This is a genomic window from Bradyrhizobium sp. GW821-FHT12B03, from assembly GCF_058807535.1.
On sequence record NZ_JBXAQU010000023.1, the window covers coordinates 1 to 16,538 of the forward strand.

Here is a 16,538-nt window from a genome sequence, read left to right on the forward strand (position 1 = left end):
CTTCACCAGCTGATTGTCGACGGTGTCCAGGCTCTCGCTGGTCTCCGTCAAGAACTCCCGCAACAGATCATCCATGAAAACAGGCCTTCATACAGGGAGGGCGCGCACGAGGCGTGATGCGCCAATTCGGAATGGGGCCAGCTTCACCGCAAAGCGTTTAATATTGGTTGAGTATGTGCAAAAGAACGGAACCAACAAAGAGATAAGGCGCTCCGGACAAGCCGAAGCGCCTCGTAAAGATTGGATTAACGTCTGGAGCGCGACGCGCGCGTTTACGAAGCGGTAATGATGATGGCTGCGCCTTCCGGTGCGAGCGTCACGGTGAGCCCGCAGGCCTGCGCGAGCAGCCGCGTATAATAAGGCTGGATCGCGTGCGCATCCGCCGCGGGCCCGCGCTCGCCGCTCAGGAGCTCGGCGATGTTCTGCGGCAGGCGCGCATTATGTCCGCTCGCGGTGATGCGAAAGCTCATCGTCTCGCCCTCGCCGATCGGATCGATCGTCAGCGTGCCGCCGCGCGGGATCGTGTGCTGGGCCACGACAAGCATGTTGAGCAGCAGCTTGACGCGATTCTTCGGCAGCAGCAGCCGCGGCAGATTCCACGTGATCACGCACTTGCCGTCTTCGATGTGGCCGCGCGCCATGGTCTGGGCATCGCCGAGGTCGATCTGGGCGCCGGAGGAGCCGGCCGCGCCGAAGGCAAGACGGCAGAACTGGAGGCGGGCCGAGGCCGTCTTGGCGCTCTTGCGAATCAGGTCGAGCGCGAACTCGCGGTCCTCAGGCTTGGGATCGTCGTCGAGGACTTCGAGCCCGTTGACGATGGCGCCGACGGGGCTGATGAGATCGTGGCAGACCCGCGAGCACAGCAGCGCGGCGAGTTCGAGCATATCGGGAGCAGTAGTGGTCGCGGGCGACGAGGCGTCAGACATATAATGGGGTCCTGGAGGGTTCCTGGAATTGCGCGGCGCTGGACGCCGCGAATCACGCATGCTTGACGGATGCCGCAGGTTCTAACATTCGCGAGCCTGCGGCAGCTAGCTTGCGATCGGTCCGGGGCGGCCATAAAGCCCCAATCGGATCAATCGGGGCGAATCAGTCGAGGAGGAACGGAATTGCCGATGAATGAGGCACGCAGGTGAAGCGGATCATCGACGGGGACGCCGCATCCGGCCTGATGGAGCCGCTCACCGCGCTGGTGGTGAAGGCGGGCGAAGCGATCCTCGCGGTCAACCGCGCGGCGATGCGGGTCGACGGCAAGCAGGACGGCTCGCCCGTGACGGAGGCCGACCTTGCCGCCGACCGCATCATCGCGGACGGCCTGGCGCAGCTTGCGGGCGACATTCCGACGCTCTCGGAAGAGCGGACCCAGCTCGCCGCGCCGCCATTTCGCGACAGCTTCTTCCTGATCGATCCGCTCGACGGCACCAAGGAGTTCGTCGCCGGCCGCGACGAGTTCACCGTCAACCTCGCCCTCGTCACTCGGGGCGTCCCCCTGCTCGGCATCGTCAGCGCACCCGCTCTCGGGCTGCTCTGGCGCGGCATCGTCGGCCGCGGCGCCGAGCGCGTCAGATTTGACGGCGCTACCATCGGTGCCGCCGAACCGGTCCACACCCGCAAGCTGCCGGCGCCGGGCGAGCCCTGGGTCGCGGCTGTCAGCCGCTCGCACGGCGATCCCAAAAGCGAAGCGTTCATCGACGACAGGCCCAATGCCGTCAGACGGACGGTCGGCTCGGCCGTGAAATTCGGCCGGATCGCCGAAGGCAGCGCCGACATCTATCCCCGCTTCGGGCCCACGTCGGAATGGGACGTCGGGGCCGGCTGCGCGGTCGTGACCGCGGCCGGCGGCAAGGTCACCGACGGCAAAGGCGGCGAGCTCATCTTCGGCCAGCGGCAGGACACCGGCTTCATCATCCCGGAGTTCATCGCCTGGGGCGACCCGCAGGCGGCAGGTCGCTACTGACTGAGCTGCTCCTGAAGCGCCGGCCAGCGCTTGCCGACTTCATAGAGGAAGCGGTCCGGGTTGGCGGCGAAGGCGTCGCGATTGGCTTCCCGGCTGAACAGATAAAGCCGCTGCGCCACGATGACGAAGAAGCGGGGGTTACCGGCGATGGTGACGCCGCGGGCGATGTCGGCGGGGTCATAGCCGCCGAACTGCGGTCCGTAGATCTCGGGATGGGCCAGGAAGGAGGCGCGGTTGCCCTCGTTCCGGAAGCGCCAGACCGCGCCCCAGAGGTTGGCTTCGAACTCGGCCGTCCCCTGCACGGCTCGGCCATCGACGAAATAGGCCACGGGGTCGAAGCCCTCGATGGCGACGCCCGAGAAGCGGTTGACGACGATCCGCTCGGTGGTGGCAGCCTGTGCCGGCAACCATGAGCAGGCCATCCAAATGCCCGCCAGCAGGCAGACGAGGCGGCGGATCAAGGCAATTCCGGGGCGCAAAGGGCTATCTTCCTGCCGTTGTGCCGTCATAGTTGCTGCGGATAACATCCGAGTCGAGGGGACATCCGGCGCAACCTAGAGCCGTGCCTGTTGGCGTCAGGTTAAGGAAGCGAACGGATTCGATACCAGGGGTTCTTTTATGACTTTCGCATCACGCCTCGCTGCGCTCGCGCTTGCCGCGATGGTCGGCTGGATCGTGCCGGCCTCCGCCCAGCAGGCGCCGCCGCCCAACCTGCCGCCGCCGCAGCGGACCCCGACGCCCAACACCTATGGGCCGGACGAGCTCGTGACGGCCGGCCACCGCTTCTTCGGCAACGTCTCGCGCGGGCTCGCCTCGATCATCGAGAAGGCGGTCAGCCAATGGGGCCTGCCGAACGGCTATATCCTGGGTGAGGAAGGCTCCGGCGCGTTCGTCGCCGGCTTGCGCTATGGCGAAGGCACGCTCTACACCAAGAACGCCGGTGACCTGCGCGTCTACTGGCAGGGTCCCTCGCTCGGCTTCGACTGGGGCGGCGATGGCGCGCGCACCATGACGCTGGTCTACAACCTGCCCGCCACCAACGCGATCTACCAGCGCTTCGCCGGCCTCGACGGCTCGGCCTATATCATCGGCGGCTTCGGCATGACGGCGCTCACCGCCAACAACATCGTGCTGGTGCCGATCCGCTCCGGGCTCGGCCTGCGGCTGGGAGCCAATATCGGCTACCTCAAATACACGCCGCGCGCGACCTGGAACCCGTTCTAGGGTTTGCCGCTCCGGTCCAGTTCCGGATTCACGTTAACAACAGGGCGGGGCTGGCTTTTTGCCGGCCCGGCATGCATTGTCGTTGGTAAATATTTCCTTAGCTTCGGGAGTTCTGGCCCATGGTCGAACCGATCATGTACCTGGGGATCGGTTTCCTGCTCGCGATACTGTGCGGGCTTGCCATCGTGCCGCTGGTGCATAACCGCGCGGTGCGCCTGACCACGCGCCGGCTCGAGGCCGCCACCCCGCTGTCGATGGCCGAGATCCAGGCCGACAAGGACCAGCTCCGCGCCGAATTCGCCATGTCGGCACGACGGCTGGAGATGAGCGTCGACCAGCTCAAGAACAAGACCACGAGCCAGCTCGCCGAGCTCGGCAAGAAGAGCGACGCCATCAACCGCATGAAGATCGAGCTCGGCGAGAAGAACGCCACGATCTTCGCGCTGGAGGCGCGCGAGAAGGCGGTGAAGGAGCAGCTCCGCGCCACCGAAGAGGAATTCAACGCCAAGACCGAAGCGTTGCGCGAGGCCGAGATTGCGCTGAGCAACAAGCAGGGCGAACTCGCCAAGATCAACTCGGAGCTCTCCGACCGCTCGATGATGGCCGAGAGCCGCCAGGTCGAGCTGGTCGCGGTGCGCGCGCAGATCGAGGAATTGAAGAACCGCGTCGGCGATGCCGAGAAGGAGTTTGCCGCGACGCAGGCGCGGCTGACCCAGGAGCGGACCGAATCCGAGACCGCCTCACGCGAGCTTTCGGATGCGCGGGGCCGCGTCGAAAATCTGAGCCAGCGCGTCACCGAGCTCGATCGCCAGCTCATCGTGCAGGTGAAGGAGGCCGAGATGCTCTCGGGCCGCGTCGCCGACCTCGAGGGGCGCCTCGCGACCCAGGGCAAGCTGCTCGCCGAGCGCGACTACGAGAACAACCAGCTCCGCCAGGCCAGCGAGGGCTCCGAGCGCACCATCAAGGAATTGCGCGTCGAGATCGCCGCCTTGAGCGGCGGCAAGTCGTCGGCCGCCATGGAGCAGCTGCGCGCGGAAAAGACCGCGCTGGAGGAGCAGCTCCGCATCGCGCGCGACGAGCGCGCCAAGCTCCAGCGCGACATCAACGCGATCCAGCAGCAGGCGGAAAGCTCCTGGGCGACCGAGCGCATGGAGAACGCGCTGCTGCGCGAGCGCATCAACGACATCGCCGCCGAGGTCGCCAAGCTCGCGATGCAGCTCGAAGGCCCGAACTCGCCGATCGAGGCGCTGCTGGCGGCCGAGGCCGGCCAGCCGCCGAAGCCGGCGCCGCGCCCGGCCAACGACGCCGCGACCCGTGGCGCGGCTGCGGTCACCCTGCCCGAGGGCGGCGGAACGCTGGCCGAACGCATCCGCGCGCTCCAGGCCCACGCCTCCCGCGCCCGCCAGCAGGGCGCGTAAGCCGGCCGAAACGCGGCCTCGCAGCCGGGTTGCACGACCTGCGGAAGGTTTTCGGGCCGGAGGACGCCTCGAAACTTGACACCTTAAGCCCGCACTTCTAAATCGCGGGCTCCGATCTGCCGGCCGGCCCACAAGTCCGGCCGCCTGCATGATGGTCCCGGGCGCATAGCTCAGCGGGAGAGCGTTCCCTTCACACGGGAGAGGTCCAAGGTTCGATCCCTTGTGCGCCCACCATCCATCCACCTGAATCCTTGCCGGTTGCGAACGATCGTCGACGCCCATTCGGGACCGTCCGATTCAAAATGTCGAAAACAACCCCATGCACAGTAGCCGGCGTCAGCCGGATCAATGGGTTGCGATTTTTCCGAATTTTTCTTGCTCCGTCGGGCAAAACAGGGGCATGATGGCAGCATCCGGGGAGTGGCTGATTGGATGGCGTCGCGTCCGCCGTTCGCTCTTCGAGCTATGGCGGACAAGCCGCTTGCAACAACGGATCGAGCCTCAAGCCGCCCGCGCCGGCCGCAAGGCCGCGTAGAGACCGACGAGGGTCCCGATGGCGACCAGCGCGGCCGCGAGCAGCAGCTGCAATTCCCCGTCATCGGTGGTGCCTACGGACGACACAAGTCTGGTCACGACGACGAACAGCACGCCCACGGAGGCCGCCGCGCCCACGCAGAGATAGGCGAGCTCTCGCGCCAGGTTGCGGCCGAGAAGGCCGAGCGCCGTGAAATACATCGCGCAAGCGTTGGGATGAACGAACAGGGCAACGCGCGCGTAGGGGCCGTAGGCGTCGAGGAGGGACTCACACCGGTTCAGTGCCGCCCTCGAGGCAACCCGCTGCAGGATCGGCCTGAAAAAACGAGCCTGTCCGTAACTCATGACGGCGCCCGTAATGATGGCCAGCCACGCCACGATGAAAACGGAGACATCCGCAGGCTTCGGATTGAGCGCCACGGACATCAGGATGAGAGCGGTCCCTGGAAAATAGCCAAAATACGGGAAGATCGACTCCAGGAGCACGCAGACGAACATGAAGACCAGAAACCACGACGAGCCGGTCGCGCCATGGACGATGGCGTTCAAGTCGAAGAGATCAGTCTTGTACAGGACGAGGTACATGCAGATGGCCAATCCGGCCAGCGCGTAAAACGGCAACGCTCCCGACAGAAAACGTCTCATCCAGCCAGCGCGCCTTGTTTCGCGGACACGGCGAGGACCATCGATATCAGGACAAGACAATCGAGATGCATAGCCCATGCTTTAGGCGAATGAGATTGCTCCTGTCGATAGCAATCCTCGCCCTACCCGCGCACCCCTACCCGATCGACAAGATCTCGATCTCCTGCGTCCCCGAACCCACGACGTCACCGACCGCCTTCCCGATCAACGACCTCGCCACCGGCGCCACGAACGAGATCGACCCGGCCTTCGGATCCGCCTCGTCCTCGCCGACGATGCGATAGGTCTGCACACGGCCATCGGCGCGGCTGAAGGTCACCGTGCTGCCGAAGGCGACGATGTCGGTCGATGCCGGGGTGGGAACGACCTGCGCAGTGCGCAGCCGTTCCGTCAGATAGCGGGCGTCGCGCAAGGGGACCGCCGATTGCCGACGCTTCTCGTTGACGTCCTCGATGGCTTGCGCGGCTTCATAGGCCTCGCGCGCTTGTTGTAGCTGCGTCTGCAAGGCCTGCAGGCCCGCTTCCGTCACGAGGTTCGCATGGGGGGAGATCGGGCGATCCGGCAACAGCGTCTCGGACGCGGTTTCGGCGCTTTCTTCCTTGGTAAAGGCGACGCTCAAGTCGTAAATCCTGTCAAACTGTCTTGCGCGATCGTATCAGACTTGGGGCATGATTTCGATCGGCTGCCCAAGTGCACCTCTCCCCAGCGGGGAAAGGTGTTCGGAGTTCTCGGCTCGCGGCGAATCAACCAAATCTCATCGCGCTTCAGATCTCGAGTTCGACGAAACGACGGAGCTTGAAGACGAGGTCCGGCATCGTCTGACGGAACCGCGTGGCGTTCTGGAAACTGGTCGAGAACGGCGCAAAGGTGATCATCGCGTTCCAATGCCGGTAGCCGTAGACCGTGACCGAAACGCCGGATTCCGGAAAATCGTCCAGCTTGCGCAACTCGCCGAGCACGAGATCGGCAATCGCTTCGGCGGGCAGCAATTGCTTGCCATCCGGTGTCGTGGCGATTTTCGCGGGCGATTCGACCGGCTTGGTGACCGCTGGCGCCGCATTGGACACATCGTCGGGTTCGACCGGCGCCGCCTCGGGGGTGAACGCCTCGACCGGCTCAAATCCATTCGTCGGTGCCGTTGGCGGACCTTCGGTGAGCGGCGGCGGCATGACACTGTCCGCGCGCTTGTTGCCTCCCAGGATGCTGCTGATCATGGCCACAAGGCCAGCATCCTTCACGTCGTCACTCATGACTCCCCCAGCGCATTGTCGTACTCTAGCACCGCTCACATGGACCGCCACAGGGGATGTGCGGTCGGATTTCGCCTGGCCAGAGCCGTCCCTCCACGGCACCGGCGGGACGACGCCTCATCGCGCCACGCCGCCGTGCGATCCGTCACTGCTTCTCGAACGGAACATATTGCTGATACTCCTTGGGCACGGAGTTGCGATAGCGCTCCGGAACGGTGCCGGTATCGATCGAATGTTCGAGCTCCTGCCGCGTCATCTTCTTCATCGGCGTCTTCTTCGCCGTCTTCTTCTCGGCGCTCTTCTTGGAGTCGGTCGAGGGGCTGGGTGCGTCGGGGGTCGCGGCCGGCGTCGTCGCGGCCGGCGCGGCGGTCCCGCCGGCGGCCGGAGTGCTCTGCGCCAGCGCAAGCGGTGTTTGGAGGAGAAGCGCCAGCGCTGCCGTCGCAGCCAGCAAATATGATCTTTGCATCAGAACCTCCAAAATAACTGACCCGAATGAGGCGAAGCGTAGGCCCCCGGGAGCACCATGTGCAAGTCCGCCCACGATAGGCCGGAACCCGGCCGCCAACTGTGGCGGAGATCACATTACTCGCCGCGGCTTGCCTCATCATAGACGCATGTCGAACGCAGCGCCCACCGCGGACACCAAGATGAGCACGACAAAGTGTCGGCCAAGTCCGGGAACACGCAGTTCGAGCTGGTGTTCCACGTTCAACTATTCCTGCAACTATTCCTGCAACCGTTCCTGACAAGGAGAACCGAAATGCGTCGCACCATCCTCACTCTCGCATCGTTCGCGGCCTTGATTGCCGCGCTGGTCCCGGCGACCCAGGCCCACGCCGCCAACGACAGATATTGCCTGCAAGGCCGCATGTGGGGCTATCCCGGCAACTGCCAGTTCGCGAGCTATCAGCAGTGCCAGGCCACCGCCTCCGGCACGTCGGCCCATTGCGGCATCAATCCGCGCTACGCGTTCTCGCAGCAGCGTTACTACTGACCAATTCGCGGCGTGCGCGCACCTCGCGCGCGCCGCCAAAATCCTTGCGTGACGGCGATCCGCCGTCGCGCGGCTGTTGGCCGAACTTGATTCGCACTCAACCCGTCACGTCGCAGTTTCAATTCAATGCGCGGCGCGAAGGCCGAGCTCCCCCAGCCGCGTTGTGAACCAGCGTGACAGCGGCTCATCGAGGAGGCCGCCGACATAGACCTCCGACGTCGTCGCATGCTGCTTGTCCAGCACCAGCAGCACGCCGATCCAGCAGGCGAACCAGACATGCGGATCGGTCAGCGCTCTCAGCTTGTGCTGGTCGTGCGCCACCGGCGTATGATTGCTCGTCTTGCGGATCTCGACGCAAAGCAGATTGTTCGGGATCTCGCGCTGATGCACGACGACATCAGGGTAGATCGACTTGTCCAGATGATCGTCGGTCGAGATGATGGTGCCGTGCGGCAGGTGCAGCGTGCGCTCGCCGAGCCGGTCGTAGTTGCAGTCGACCGACCAGCCGGAGAACTGCTTCTCCAGATGCACGGCGAAGCGATGCGTGATCGCGCGCTCGCCGATGTCCTTTTCGAACAGGAAGCCTTCGTGGGCGTAGAAGTCCCGGAGCGCCGCAATCACCTTGTTCAGCTCGGTCTGCATCGTGCCTCCGGGCTCATTTCGACCTTAGTTCGATGTCGTCCCGGCGAAGGCCGGGACCCATACCGCGAGGTCTATCGAGTGCGCGCAGTGCACGTACCGGACGCCGAGTCTTCGCCAAACCTCTCCCTGGGGTTATGGGTCCCGGCCTTCGCCGGGACGACGTGGGGAGAGAATTTAGCAAACCCTACATCTGGACTTCGATCAGCCGCGGACCCGGCTCGGCGACGGCTTCGGCCAGCGCCTTGTTGAACTCGTCGGCGTTGGTGACGGCGCGGCCGGGCACGCCCATGCCCTTGGCCAGCGCGACGAAATCGAGCGTCGGACGGTCGAGCCGGAGCATGTCGTTGGCGCGCTGGCCGGGCTCGCCGGCACCGACATTGTCGAACTCGCCGCGCAGGATCTGGTAGATGCGGTTGGCGAACACGATGGTGACGATGTTGAGATTCTCGCGGGCCTGGGTCCACAGCGACTGGATCGTGTACATCGCGCTGCCGTCGCCGACCATGGTGATCACCTTGCGGTCCGGACAGGCGATCGCAGCCCCGATCGACAGCGGGGTCGAGAAGCCGATCGAGCCGCCCATGTTCTGGAGCCAGTCGTGCGGGGCGGCCGCCGCGGTCGGCGGGAAGAAGGCGCGGCCGGTGGTCAGCGACTCGTCCACCATGATCGCGTTCTCGGGAATCGCATAGGCAATCGCCTGCGCGATCGAGGCGTGGGTCAGCGCGCCGATCGGCTTGACCAGCTCCTGCATGGCCTGCGGTTTCACATCCTTCGCGCTCGCCTTGACGGCGCCGGCGAGTGCTTCGAGCGCGGCGACCGAATTCTCGCCCCAGGAGGTCATGCGATGGACGTCGCAGCCCTCGGGCTTGAGCATGCTCGGCTTGTTCGGATAGGCGAAGAACGCCACGGGATCGTCGGACTCGACCAACACGATGTGACGGAATTTTGCCAGCATCGGCAGCGCGTTCTCGATCACGTAATGGATGCGGTCGATCGAGTAGCGGCCGCGGCCACGCGCCATCTTCGGGCGGAAGGTCGGGCCCATCACGGTGCAGCCGGTCTTGCTCGCGATGCGCTCGGCCAGCGCCAGGCCCTGCTCGGAGAGCGCGCTGCCGGTCATCAGCAAGAGCGTGCCCTCGCCGTCGCCGTGCAGGATTTTTGCGGCCTGCTCGACCGCCTGCGGCGAATAGCTGGCGCGCTGCTGCTCGGCCGGCACCTCGGCGATGCCGTCGGCCTCGTTCCAGGCGGTGTCGGCGGGCAGGATCAACGTCGCGATCTGCCCCGGCGCGCTCTTGGCGGCGGCGATCGCCGCGGCGCCGTCAGCGGCAACCGATTTGGAGTTCGGCGAGGTCCGGACCCAGGACGACATCGGCCGTGCCAGGCCCTCGATGTCGGAGGTCAGCGGCGCGTTGTAGTCGATGTGGTAGACGGCATGCTGGCCGACGATGTTGACGATGCCGGAATTCGCCTTCTTGGCGTTGTGCAGATTGGCAAGGCCGTTGGCGAGGCCGGGGCCGAGATGCAGCAGGGTCGAGGCCGGCGTGCCCTTCATGCGGTAATAGCCGTCGGCAGCCCCCGTCACCACGCCCTCGAACAGGCCGAGCACGCAGCGCATGCCCGGGACGCGGTCGAGCGCTGCGACAAAATGCATCTCGGAGGTGCCCGGGTTGGTGAAGCAGACATCCACCCCACCCTTGACCATCGTCCGCACCAGGCTTTCCGCACCGTTCATTCGTCTTGCTCCCGCAACCGGTTATTTCCAGCGATCCGTTCGATCAATCATTGTTCGCGGCCTCCGTCAAAGCAATAGGCGGCATCGCGGCCCTGCCCCGCGCGATGATGCGCCGGCTTGGCTAATGCCCCCTTGGCACGGTTGCCGATTTGGTAACGGCATTCATTAACGATGAGCGCCCTCACGGGGCCGTGGCTTGCGAAACGCCCGCAAATATGGCCTGTGGCGTTCGTTGAATCGATTTTTTGCTGGGGGAAACAATGATCCGGTTTTTTGCCGCGCCGATTGCCGCCATCGCACTGCTGACGGCCACCGCCGGCGGCGGGCTCGCCGAAGAGTTCGACTCGCGCGACATCATGGGCGGCGGCCCGAACTTCTTCCGCGGCGGCTCCAGCCCGATCCCCCGCACCACCGTCATGTACAACGGCAACTACGCCCCCGGCACGATCGTGGTGAACACCAGCGAGCGGCGGCTCTATCTGGTGCTCCAGAACGGCCAGGCGCTGCGCTACGGCATCGGCGTCGGCCGCGATGGCTTCCGCTGGGGCGGGGTGCACAGGATCACCGCCAAGAAGGAGTGGCCGGACTGGACGCCGCCGTCGCAGATGCTGGCCCGCCGGCCCGACCTGCCGCGCCACATGAAGGGCGGTGTCGAAAACCCGCTCGGCGCGCGCGCGATGTATCTCGGCTCGACGCTGTACCGCATCCACGGCTCCAACGAGCCGGAGACGATCGGCCAGGCGGTCTCCTCGGGCTGCTTCCGCATGACCAATGACGACGTCAGCGACCTCTACGGCCGCGTCTCCGTCGGCACCACCGTGGTCGTGCTGAACAACTAGAGCCTGCGCGGGCGGTGCGCTCCCTCTCCCGCTTGCGGGAGAGGGTTGGGGAGAGGGTCTCACCGCAACGGGACAAATCCCCCAGAGGAGAGAACCCTCACCCGCCGCTACGGGGCGACCTCTCCCGCAAGCGGGAGAGGTCGATGGGAGCCCGCGGCGCCAACCCGACCAAATCCACTAACGACGTACAGCGGGAACCCGCAGGGCGCGTGAATTTGCGGTCTTGTGCGCGCGGCGCGAATACGGCAGCGTCTGACGACGATGAGCGCATTGAACCCGCCCGCGCGTGGCCTTCGCATCGCCCTCCTGGCGCTCGCAGCGCTCACCTGTGTACCTGACACCGCTACCATGGCCGCCGCGGGCGAACTGCCCGCGGTCGCCGCGCGCCAGCGCTCCGAGAAGAAGAGCTTTACCGACAGCGAGATCATCGAAGGTTTTCTCAAGACCGCTTTCGGCGCCGAATACCATCTCGCCGGCCGCGTCGACCGCATCCGCAAGTTCGACGGGCCGGTGCGCGTGTTCGCCGACAGCGACCGCGCCGATCGCAAGGCGCAGCTGGCAAAGGTCGTGGCCGACATCGGCAAGCGCGTGCAACATCTCGACATCGCCATGATCGACAGCAGCGAGGCGGCGAACGTGCGGGTGAAGCTGGTGCGCGACCGCGATCTCTTCCGCACCATCTCGAACTTCTACGGGGCGGAGAAGGCGCGCGAGATCCGCACCTCGCTCGATCCGCAATGCCTGTCCGGCTTCCGCAAGAACGACAATTTCGAGATCGAGCATTCCGACGTCATCCTCACCGTCGACAACGGCGACTTCACCTTCCTCGACTGCGCCTATGAGGAGCTGCTCCAATCGCTCGGGCCCATCAACGACACCACCAGCGTGCCCTGGACCATGTTCAACGACAACGTCTCGATGGGCTATTTCGACGTCTACGACCAGTACATCCTCAATCTGCTCTACGACCCCCGCATCAAGCCCGGCATGACCGTGCTGGAGGTCAAGGCGGTGATGCCGCAAGTGCTCGCGGATGTCAGGACGTGGGTGAAGCGGGTGAATGATCTGAAGGATTGAGCTCTTACCCTCCCCTGGAGGGGGAGGGTCGGCTCACATGGAGCGCAGCGAAATGTGAGACGGGGTGGGGTGACAGTCTCTCCACCGACGCTGCCCGTGCGGAGAGATCACCCCACCCCGCTCGCGCTGCGCGCGATCGACCCTCCCCCTCCAGGGGAGGGTAAGCATCCACTCCGCCTCTACTGCGCGAGATCGGCGACGGTGGTGGCGGCCTTGAGACCCGTGCCGGTGAGCACCGCGATCGTGGTCTCGCTTGCCTTGATCGCGCCGACCGCGGAGAGTTTCTCCAGGGCGGCGGCCGCGCTGGCGCTGGTCGGCTCGGCGAACAGGCCTTGCCGTGCAAGCCGCCGCAGGGCAGCGACGATTTCGTCCTCGGTGAGCGCCACGGTGCCGCCGCCGTTTTCGCGCAACGCAGCGATGATCTCGCGCAGGCGCAGCGGATGCTTGATCGCGGTGCCCTCGGCGATGGTCTTGCTCACCTCGCGGGTTACAGGCGTATCGACGCCGGCCTTGAAGCTCGCATCGATCGGCGAGCAATTGAGCGGCTGCGCCGCGAACAGGCGCGGCAGTTTTGCAATCTGGCCCGCCTTCAACAGCTCGCGGAAGCCGAAGGCGCAGCCGAGCAGGCTGCTGCCGGCACCGACGGGAACGATGACGTTGTCGGGCGCGCGAAAGCCGAGGTCCTCCCAGATTTCATAGGCGAGCGATTTGGTGCCTTCGAGGAAGAACGGCTGCCAATTGTGGCTGGCGTAAAACGTCTGGCTCGACTGGCGGATCGCCTCGGCTTCCGACTCCTCGCGCGGGCCCTCGACGAGCTGCACGGTGGCGCCGTAAGCGCGCACCTGCGCGATCTTGGCCGGCGACGTCGAGGCGGGCGCCAGAATCTTCACGCGCATGCCGCCGGCGGCGCCCAACCCCGCCATGGACGAGCCGCCATTGCCCGAGGAGTCCTCGAGAATGGCGTCGACGCCGATCTGCCGCAGGAACGACAGCATCACCGCCGAGCCGCGGTCCTTGAAGCTGCCGGTCGGATTGAACCATTCGAGCTTGAAGAAGGGACGCAGCTCGCCCCAATCCTGCTGCACCAGCGGCGTGCAGCCTTCGCCGAGCGTGATCGGCTTTGCGATCTCGACCGGCAGCGCCGCCCGGTAGCGCCAGAGCGATCGCGTCCGGCCATCGACGTCATCGCGCGAGATGCCTGCCCCCGGCGTCACCAGCAGCGGCGTGCGCTCGTCCGAGCACCAGCGCGGCTGGTCGAGCGGATAGAGCTGTCCGTTGCGGGGGTTGATGTAGCTGGCGGCAAGCATGGCGGTCTCCGGACGAGAGGCGGTCCATACGATGTGTCTGATTATGCAGGTCTGGTCCAGCCCACGGCACCGCAATGGCGCAACTGGCGGGCCCCTCTTGAAATCATGAAAAATAACACAATTTCAAATGCTTAGACCTGTCGCACGGATCGAATGGCTGGGTTCGACCGGAGCGAAGACGCGGTATGCGGGCGAGCCAGACCTGCCCGTCGATGACGGGAATTTGGCCATGATCGCCCACCCGGCGCGGCACGATTAACTTGTCTGTCGTCGCGGGCCGCTACAATATGTTGGATTGAGCTTGCGCCGCCGGTGTTCGGCATCGGTAACGCAAGTGAGCCAGGCCCGTCCGAGCGGCGGGCCGTTGGCTTTTTGGGAGCCTGGACATGAGCCGCGCGAACCGTACCGATCACATCCGCCTGACCTCCCATCCGGAGCCGGGCCGGAAGGCCGCTTTTCCGATCCATTGGGGCGCCGCCGACGCGCGCGCCCGCGGGCCGATCATCGGCACGGTGTCGCGCGCAGGCGACCGCAACGTGATCGGCAGCCATGGCGGCTCCTATGCGATGTATCGCGCGCTCGCGGTGTCCGCCGGCGCGCTCGATCCGATTCGGCGGCCCGATCTCACCAACACGTTTCCGGCCGCGACCATCGGCCCGTTCGAGCAATGGCGCGATCCCGCCAAGATCGTCGCGCTCGATCCGTGGGGGCATCTGGTCGCCGAGAATTTCGGCAAGGAGATCGCCGAGGGTGCCGACATCCGCCCGAGCATCGCGGTGACGCGGGCACGGCTCGACCTGCCGGAGATCCGCGAGGCGCTGGCCGCCAGGCGCTTGCGCGCCGACGGCGAGGTCGTGCACGCCAATGGCAGCGTCTCGGTGGTGAAGATCGCGATCGATCCGGTCTGGTATCTGCCCGGCCTTGCGGAGCGCTTCAAGACCGGCGAGACCGAGCTGCGGCGCACGCTGTTCGAGCAGACCGCCGGCATGTTCCCGGAGCTCGTGACCCGGCCGGACATGAAGGTGTTCTTGCCGCCGATCGGCGGCACCACGGTCTACATGTTCGGCGACGTGACAAAACTGCCTGATCATCGCACCAAGATCACCTGCCGCGTGCATGACGAGTGCAACGGCTCCGACGTGTTCGGCTCCGACATCTGCACCTGCCGGCCCTATCTCATTCACGGCATCGAGGAATCCGCGCGCGGCGCGCAGGAGGGCGGGCTCGGGCTCGTCGTCTATAACCGGAAAGAGGGCCGCGCGCTCGGCGAGGTGACAAAGTTCCTGGTCTACAATGCGCGCAAGCGCCAGGAGGATGGCGACGCGGCCGCCGCTTACTTCGAGCGCACCGAATGCGTCGCCGGCGTGCAGGACGCGCGCTTCCAGCAGCTCATGCCCGATACCATCCACTGGCTCGGCCTGAAGCGCATCGACCGCTTCCTGTCGATGAGCGACATGAAATACGACGCGCTGACCTCGCAGGGCATCGACATCGTCGAGCGCGTGCCGATCCCGCTGGAGCTGATCCCGGCCGACGCCCATGTCGAGATCGCTGCGAAGAAGGCGGCCGGCTATTACACGACCGACATCGCGCCCGAGAAGGACGTGGACGGTGTGGTCGGACGCTCGCTGGAAAAATACTGATCGCGCGATGGCTGAGGCTTTGGAACAACAGGCCCGCTCCCTGCTCAGCGCAGGAGCGGTTCGCGCGCGTGCCGGTGAGATGCTTCAAATCGGACTTGCCGGCGCGCTCAACCATTTCACTGTTGATCTCGATCGCATGGACGGCGTTGCCGATGCCGTGCTCGCGGTGACGCGAAAGGCGTATCCGACGCTGGAGGTGCCCTTCCACGCGCGGTGGCGGCATTTTGTGCTTGGCGGCGTCGATCGCTGGGCGCGGCTTGCGGATGCGACATCGTGGCCGGACCGCGCCGCGCGGGCGCGCGCGGAGTTCGACCTCGCCATCGTCAGCGTGCTGCTCGATGCCGGCGCGGGTGCGACATGGCGCTATCGTGACGCGGCGACGGGCGAAAGCATCGGCCGATCCGAGGGGCTCGCCATCGCGAGCCTCGACATGTTCGCAGGCGGGCTCTTCTCCCGCGATACCCGCGCCCCTTTCAGGGCCGATGCGGACGTGCTCGCGCAATTGCCCCTGGCCTCCCTCACCTCTGCGTTTCAGGTGAGCGATGCCAATCCGCTGCTCGGCCTCGAGGGACGCACCGATCTGCTGCGGCGCCTCGGCAAGCAGGTCGCGGACCGTCCGGAGATTTTTGGATTGCACGACACGCCGCGGCCCGGCGGATTGTTCGATCACATCGCGGCGCAGGCTGTGGGCCGCGCCATCGCCGCGCCCGCGATCCTGTCTGCGGTGCTGAACCAGCTCGGACCGATCTGGCCGTCGCGGCTGGAGCTTGCCGGCGTTCCGCTCGGCGATTGCTGGCGCCATCCGGCGATCAAGGCGGATGATGCGACCGCGGGCCTCGTGCCGCTGCACAAGCTGTCGCAATGGCTGAGCTATTCGCTGATCGAGCCGCTCCAGCGCGCCGGCTTCGCGATCACCGACATCGACGGCCTGACCGGGCTCGCCGAATATCGCAATGGCGGCCTGTTCGTCGATCACGCGGTGCTGCGCTTGCGCGACGCTGCTGATGCAGACCGCGCGCATGCGGTGGATTCGCTGCTCGTCGTGGAGTGGCGCGCACTGACTGTCGCGTTGCTCGACCGGCTGGCGGAACGCGTCCGCGCCAAGCTCGGCCGCACGCCCGAGACGTTGCCGCTCGCCAGCATCCTGGAAGGCGGCAGCTGGGCCGCGGGCCGCGCCATTGCGTTTGCGCGCCGCCCCGACGGCTCGCCGCCGCTCAAGGTGATCAGCGACGGCACGGTTTTCTAAACCCTCTCCCCCTGTGGGAGAGGGTGGCTT

General features: G+C 65.8%; 17 protein-coding genes and 1 tRNA gene. 9 read left to right on the forward strand and 9 right to left on the reverse strand.

Annotation, left to right across the window (positions count from 1 at the left end; genetic code table 11):
• Positions 1-272: 272 nt before the first annotated feature.
• Positions 273-926 (reverse strand): histidine phosphotransferase ChpT, encoded by a 654-nt coding sequence (gene chpT, locus AC1RUR_RS32440; RefSeq protein WP_492851675.1) that lies wholly within the window; start codon positions 924-926, stop codon positions 273-275.
• Between the two features lie 206 nt (positions 927-1,132).
• Here chpT and AC1RUR_RS32445 point away from each other — a divergent pair, with 206 nt between their 5' ends.
• Positions 1,133-1,957: a 3'(2'),5'-bisphosphate nucleotidase CysQ family protein gene (locus tag AC1RUR_RS32445; protein ID WP_492851677.1), complete on the forward strand. Its 825-nt coding sequence runs from the start codon at positions 1,133-1,135 to the stop codon at positions 1,955-1,957.
• Here AC1RUR_RS32445 and AC1RUR_RS32450 read toward each other — a convergent pair.
• On the reverse strand, positions 1,951-2,436 hold the full coding sequence (locus AC1RUR_RS32450; RefSeq protein WP_492851679.1) for a YHS domain-containing (seleno)protein: 486 nt from the start codon (positions 2,434-2,436) through the stop codon (positions 1,951-1,953). The genes AC1RUR_RS32445 and AC1RUR_RS32450 overlap by 7 nt on opposite strands.
• 139 nt (positions 2,437-2,575) lie before the next feature.
• Between AC1RUR_RS32450 and AC1RUR_RS32455 the strand changes: the two genes are divergently transcribed.
• The 3 genes from AC1RUR_RS32455 (at position 2,576) to AC1RUR_RS32465 (ending at position 4,833) form a co-directional block, all read left to right on the forward strand.
• Positions 2,576-3,181: a DUF1134 domain-containing protein gene (locus AC1RUR_RS32455; protein ID WP_128923791.1), complete on the forward strand. Its 606-nt coding sequence runs from the start codon at positions 2,576-2,578 to the stop codon at positions 3,179-3,181.
• 119 nt (positions 3,182-3,300) lie between these two features.
• Positions 3,301-4,599 carry a hypothetical protein gene (locus AC1RUR_RS32460; protein WP_492851681.1) on the forward strand — a complete coding sequence of 433 codons (1,299 nt, stop codon included), beginning with the start codon at positions 3,301-3,303 and terminating at the stop codon, positions 4,597-4,599.
• 159 nt (positions 4,600-4,758) lie between these two features.
• Positions 4,759-4,833: transfer RNA gene (locus tag AC1RUR_RS32465), tRNA-Val, on the forward strand.
• Positions 4,834-5,100: 267 nt separating this feature from the next.
• Here AC1RUR_RS32465 and AC1RUR_RS32470 read toward each other — a convergent pair.
• From AC1RUR_RS32470 to AC1RUR_RS32485, 4 genes are all read right to left on the reverse strand, one after another.
• The gene (locus AC1RUR_RS32470) at positions 5,101-5,778 is read right to left on the reverse strand and encodes a hypothetical protein (RefSeq protein ID WP_492851683.1); all 678 of its coding nucleotides are present in this window, start codon (positions 5,776-5,778) and stop codon (positions 5,101-5,103) included.
• Between the two features lie 136 nt (positions 5,779-5,914).
• On the reverse strand, positions 5,915-6,397 hold the full coding sequence (gene greA / locus AC1RUR_RS32475) for a transcription elongation factor GreA (protein ID WP_492851685.1): 483 nt from the start codon (positions 6,395-6,397) through the stop codon (positions 5,915-5,917).
• A gap of 145 nt (positions 6,398-6,542) precedes the next feature.
• Complete coding sequence (locus AC1RUR_RS32480) at positions 6,543-7,028, reverse strand: hypothetical protein (RefSeq protein WP_492851894.1); 486 nt, start codon at positions 7,026-7,028, stop codon at positions 6,543-6,545.
• A 145-nt stretch (positions 7,029-7,173) separates the two neighbouring features.
• Positions 7,174-7,494, reverse strand: coding sequence for a hypothetical protein (locus AC1RUR_RS32485; RefSeq protein WP_492851687.1), 321 nt, complete (start codon positions 7,492-7,494; stop codon positions 7,174-7,176).
• 294 nt (positions 7,495-7,788) lie between these two features.
• Between AC1RUR_RS32485 and AC1RUR_RS32490 the strand changes: the two genes are divergently transcribed.
• Positions 7,789-8,022: a DUF3551 domain-containing protein gene (locus tag AC1RUR_RS32490; protein WP_492851689.1), complete on the forward strand. Its 234-nt coding sequence runs from the start codon at positions 7,789-7,791 to the stop codon at positions 8,020-8,022.
• 123 nt (positions 8,023-8,145) lie between these two features.
• On the opposite strand, the gene AC1RUR_RS32495 is transcribed toward AC1RUR_RS32490, so the two are convergent.
• Positions 8,146-8,664 (reverse strand): hypothetical protein, encoded by a 519-nt coding sequence (locus tag AC1RUR_RS32495; protein WP_492851691.1) that lies wholly within the window; start codon positions 8,662-8,664, stop codon positions 8,146-8,148.
• A gap of 184 nt (positions 8,665-8,848) precedes the next feature.
• Positions 8,849-10,396, reverse strand: coding sequence for an acetolactate synthase large subunit (locus tag AC1RUR_RS32500; protein ID WP_492851692.1), 1,548 nt, complete (start codon positions 10,394-10,396; stop codon positions 8,849-8,851).
• Positions 10,397-10,656: 260 nt separating this feature from the next.
• Between AC1RUR_RS32500 and AC1RUR_RS32505 the strand changes: the two genes are divergently transcribed.
• Positions 10,657-11,235 (forward strand): L,D-transpeptidase, encoded by a 579-nt coding sequence (locus AC1RUR_RS32505; RefSeq protein ID WP_492851694.1) that lies wholly within the window; start codon positions 10,657-10,659, stop codon positions 11,233-11,235.
• A gap of 261 nt (positions 11,236-11,496) precedes the next feature.
• On the forward strand, positions 11,497-12,312 hold the full coding sequence (locus tag AC1RUR_RS32510; RefSeq protein WP_492851696.1) for a DUF2927 domain-containing protein: 816 nt from the start codon (positions 11,497-11,499) through the stop codon (positions 12,310-12,312).
• Positions 12,313-12,491: 179 nt separating this feature from the next.
• Here the strand turns inward: AC1RUR_RS32510 and AC1RUR_RS32515 are convergent, their stop codons facing one another.
• Positions 12,492-13,619 carry a threonine synthase gene (locus AC1RUR_RS32515; protein ID WP_492851698.1) on the reverse strand — a complete coding sequence of 376 codons (1,128 nt, stop codon included), beginning with the start codon at positions 13,617-13,619 and terminating at the stop codon, positions 12,492-12,494.
• Positions 13,620-14,005: 386 nt separating this feature from the next.
• Here AC1RUR_RS32515 and AC1RUR_RS32520 point away from each other — a divergent pair, with 386 nt between their 5' ends.
• Both AC1RUR_RS32520 and AC1RUR_RS32525 read left to right on the forward strand, forming a co-directional pair.
• The gene (locus AC1RUR_RS32520; protein ID WP_492851700.1) at positions 14,006-15,262 is read left to right on the forward strand and encodes a GTP cyclohydrolase II; all 1,257 of its coding nucleotides are present in this window, start codon (positions 14,006-14,008) and stop codon (positions 15,260-15,262) included.
• 7 nt (positions 15,263-15,269) lie between these two features.
• Positions 15,270-16,508, forward strand: a complete 1,239-nt coding sequence (locus tag AC1RUR_RS32525; RefSeq protein WP_492851702.1) for a URC4/urg3 family protein — start codon at positions 15,270-15,272, stop codon at positions 16,506-16,508.
• The last annotated feature ends 30 nt before the right edge of the window (positions 16,509-16,538 follow it).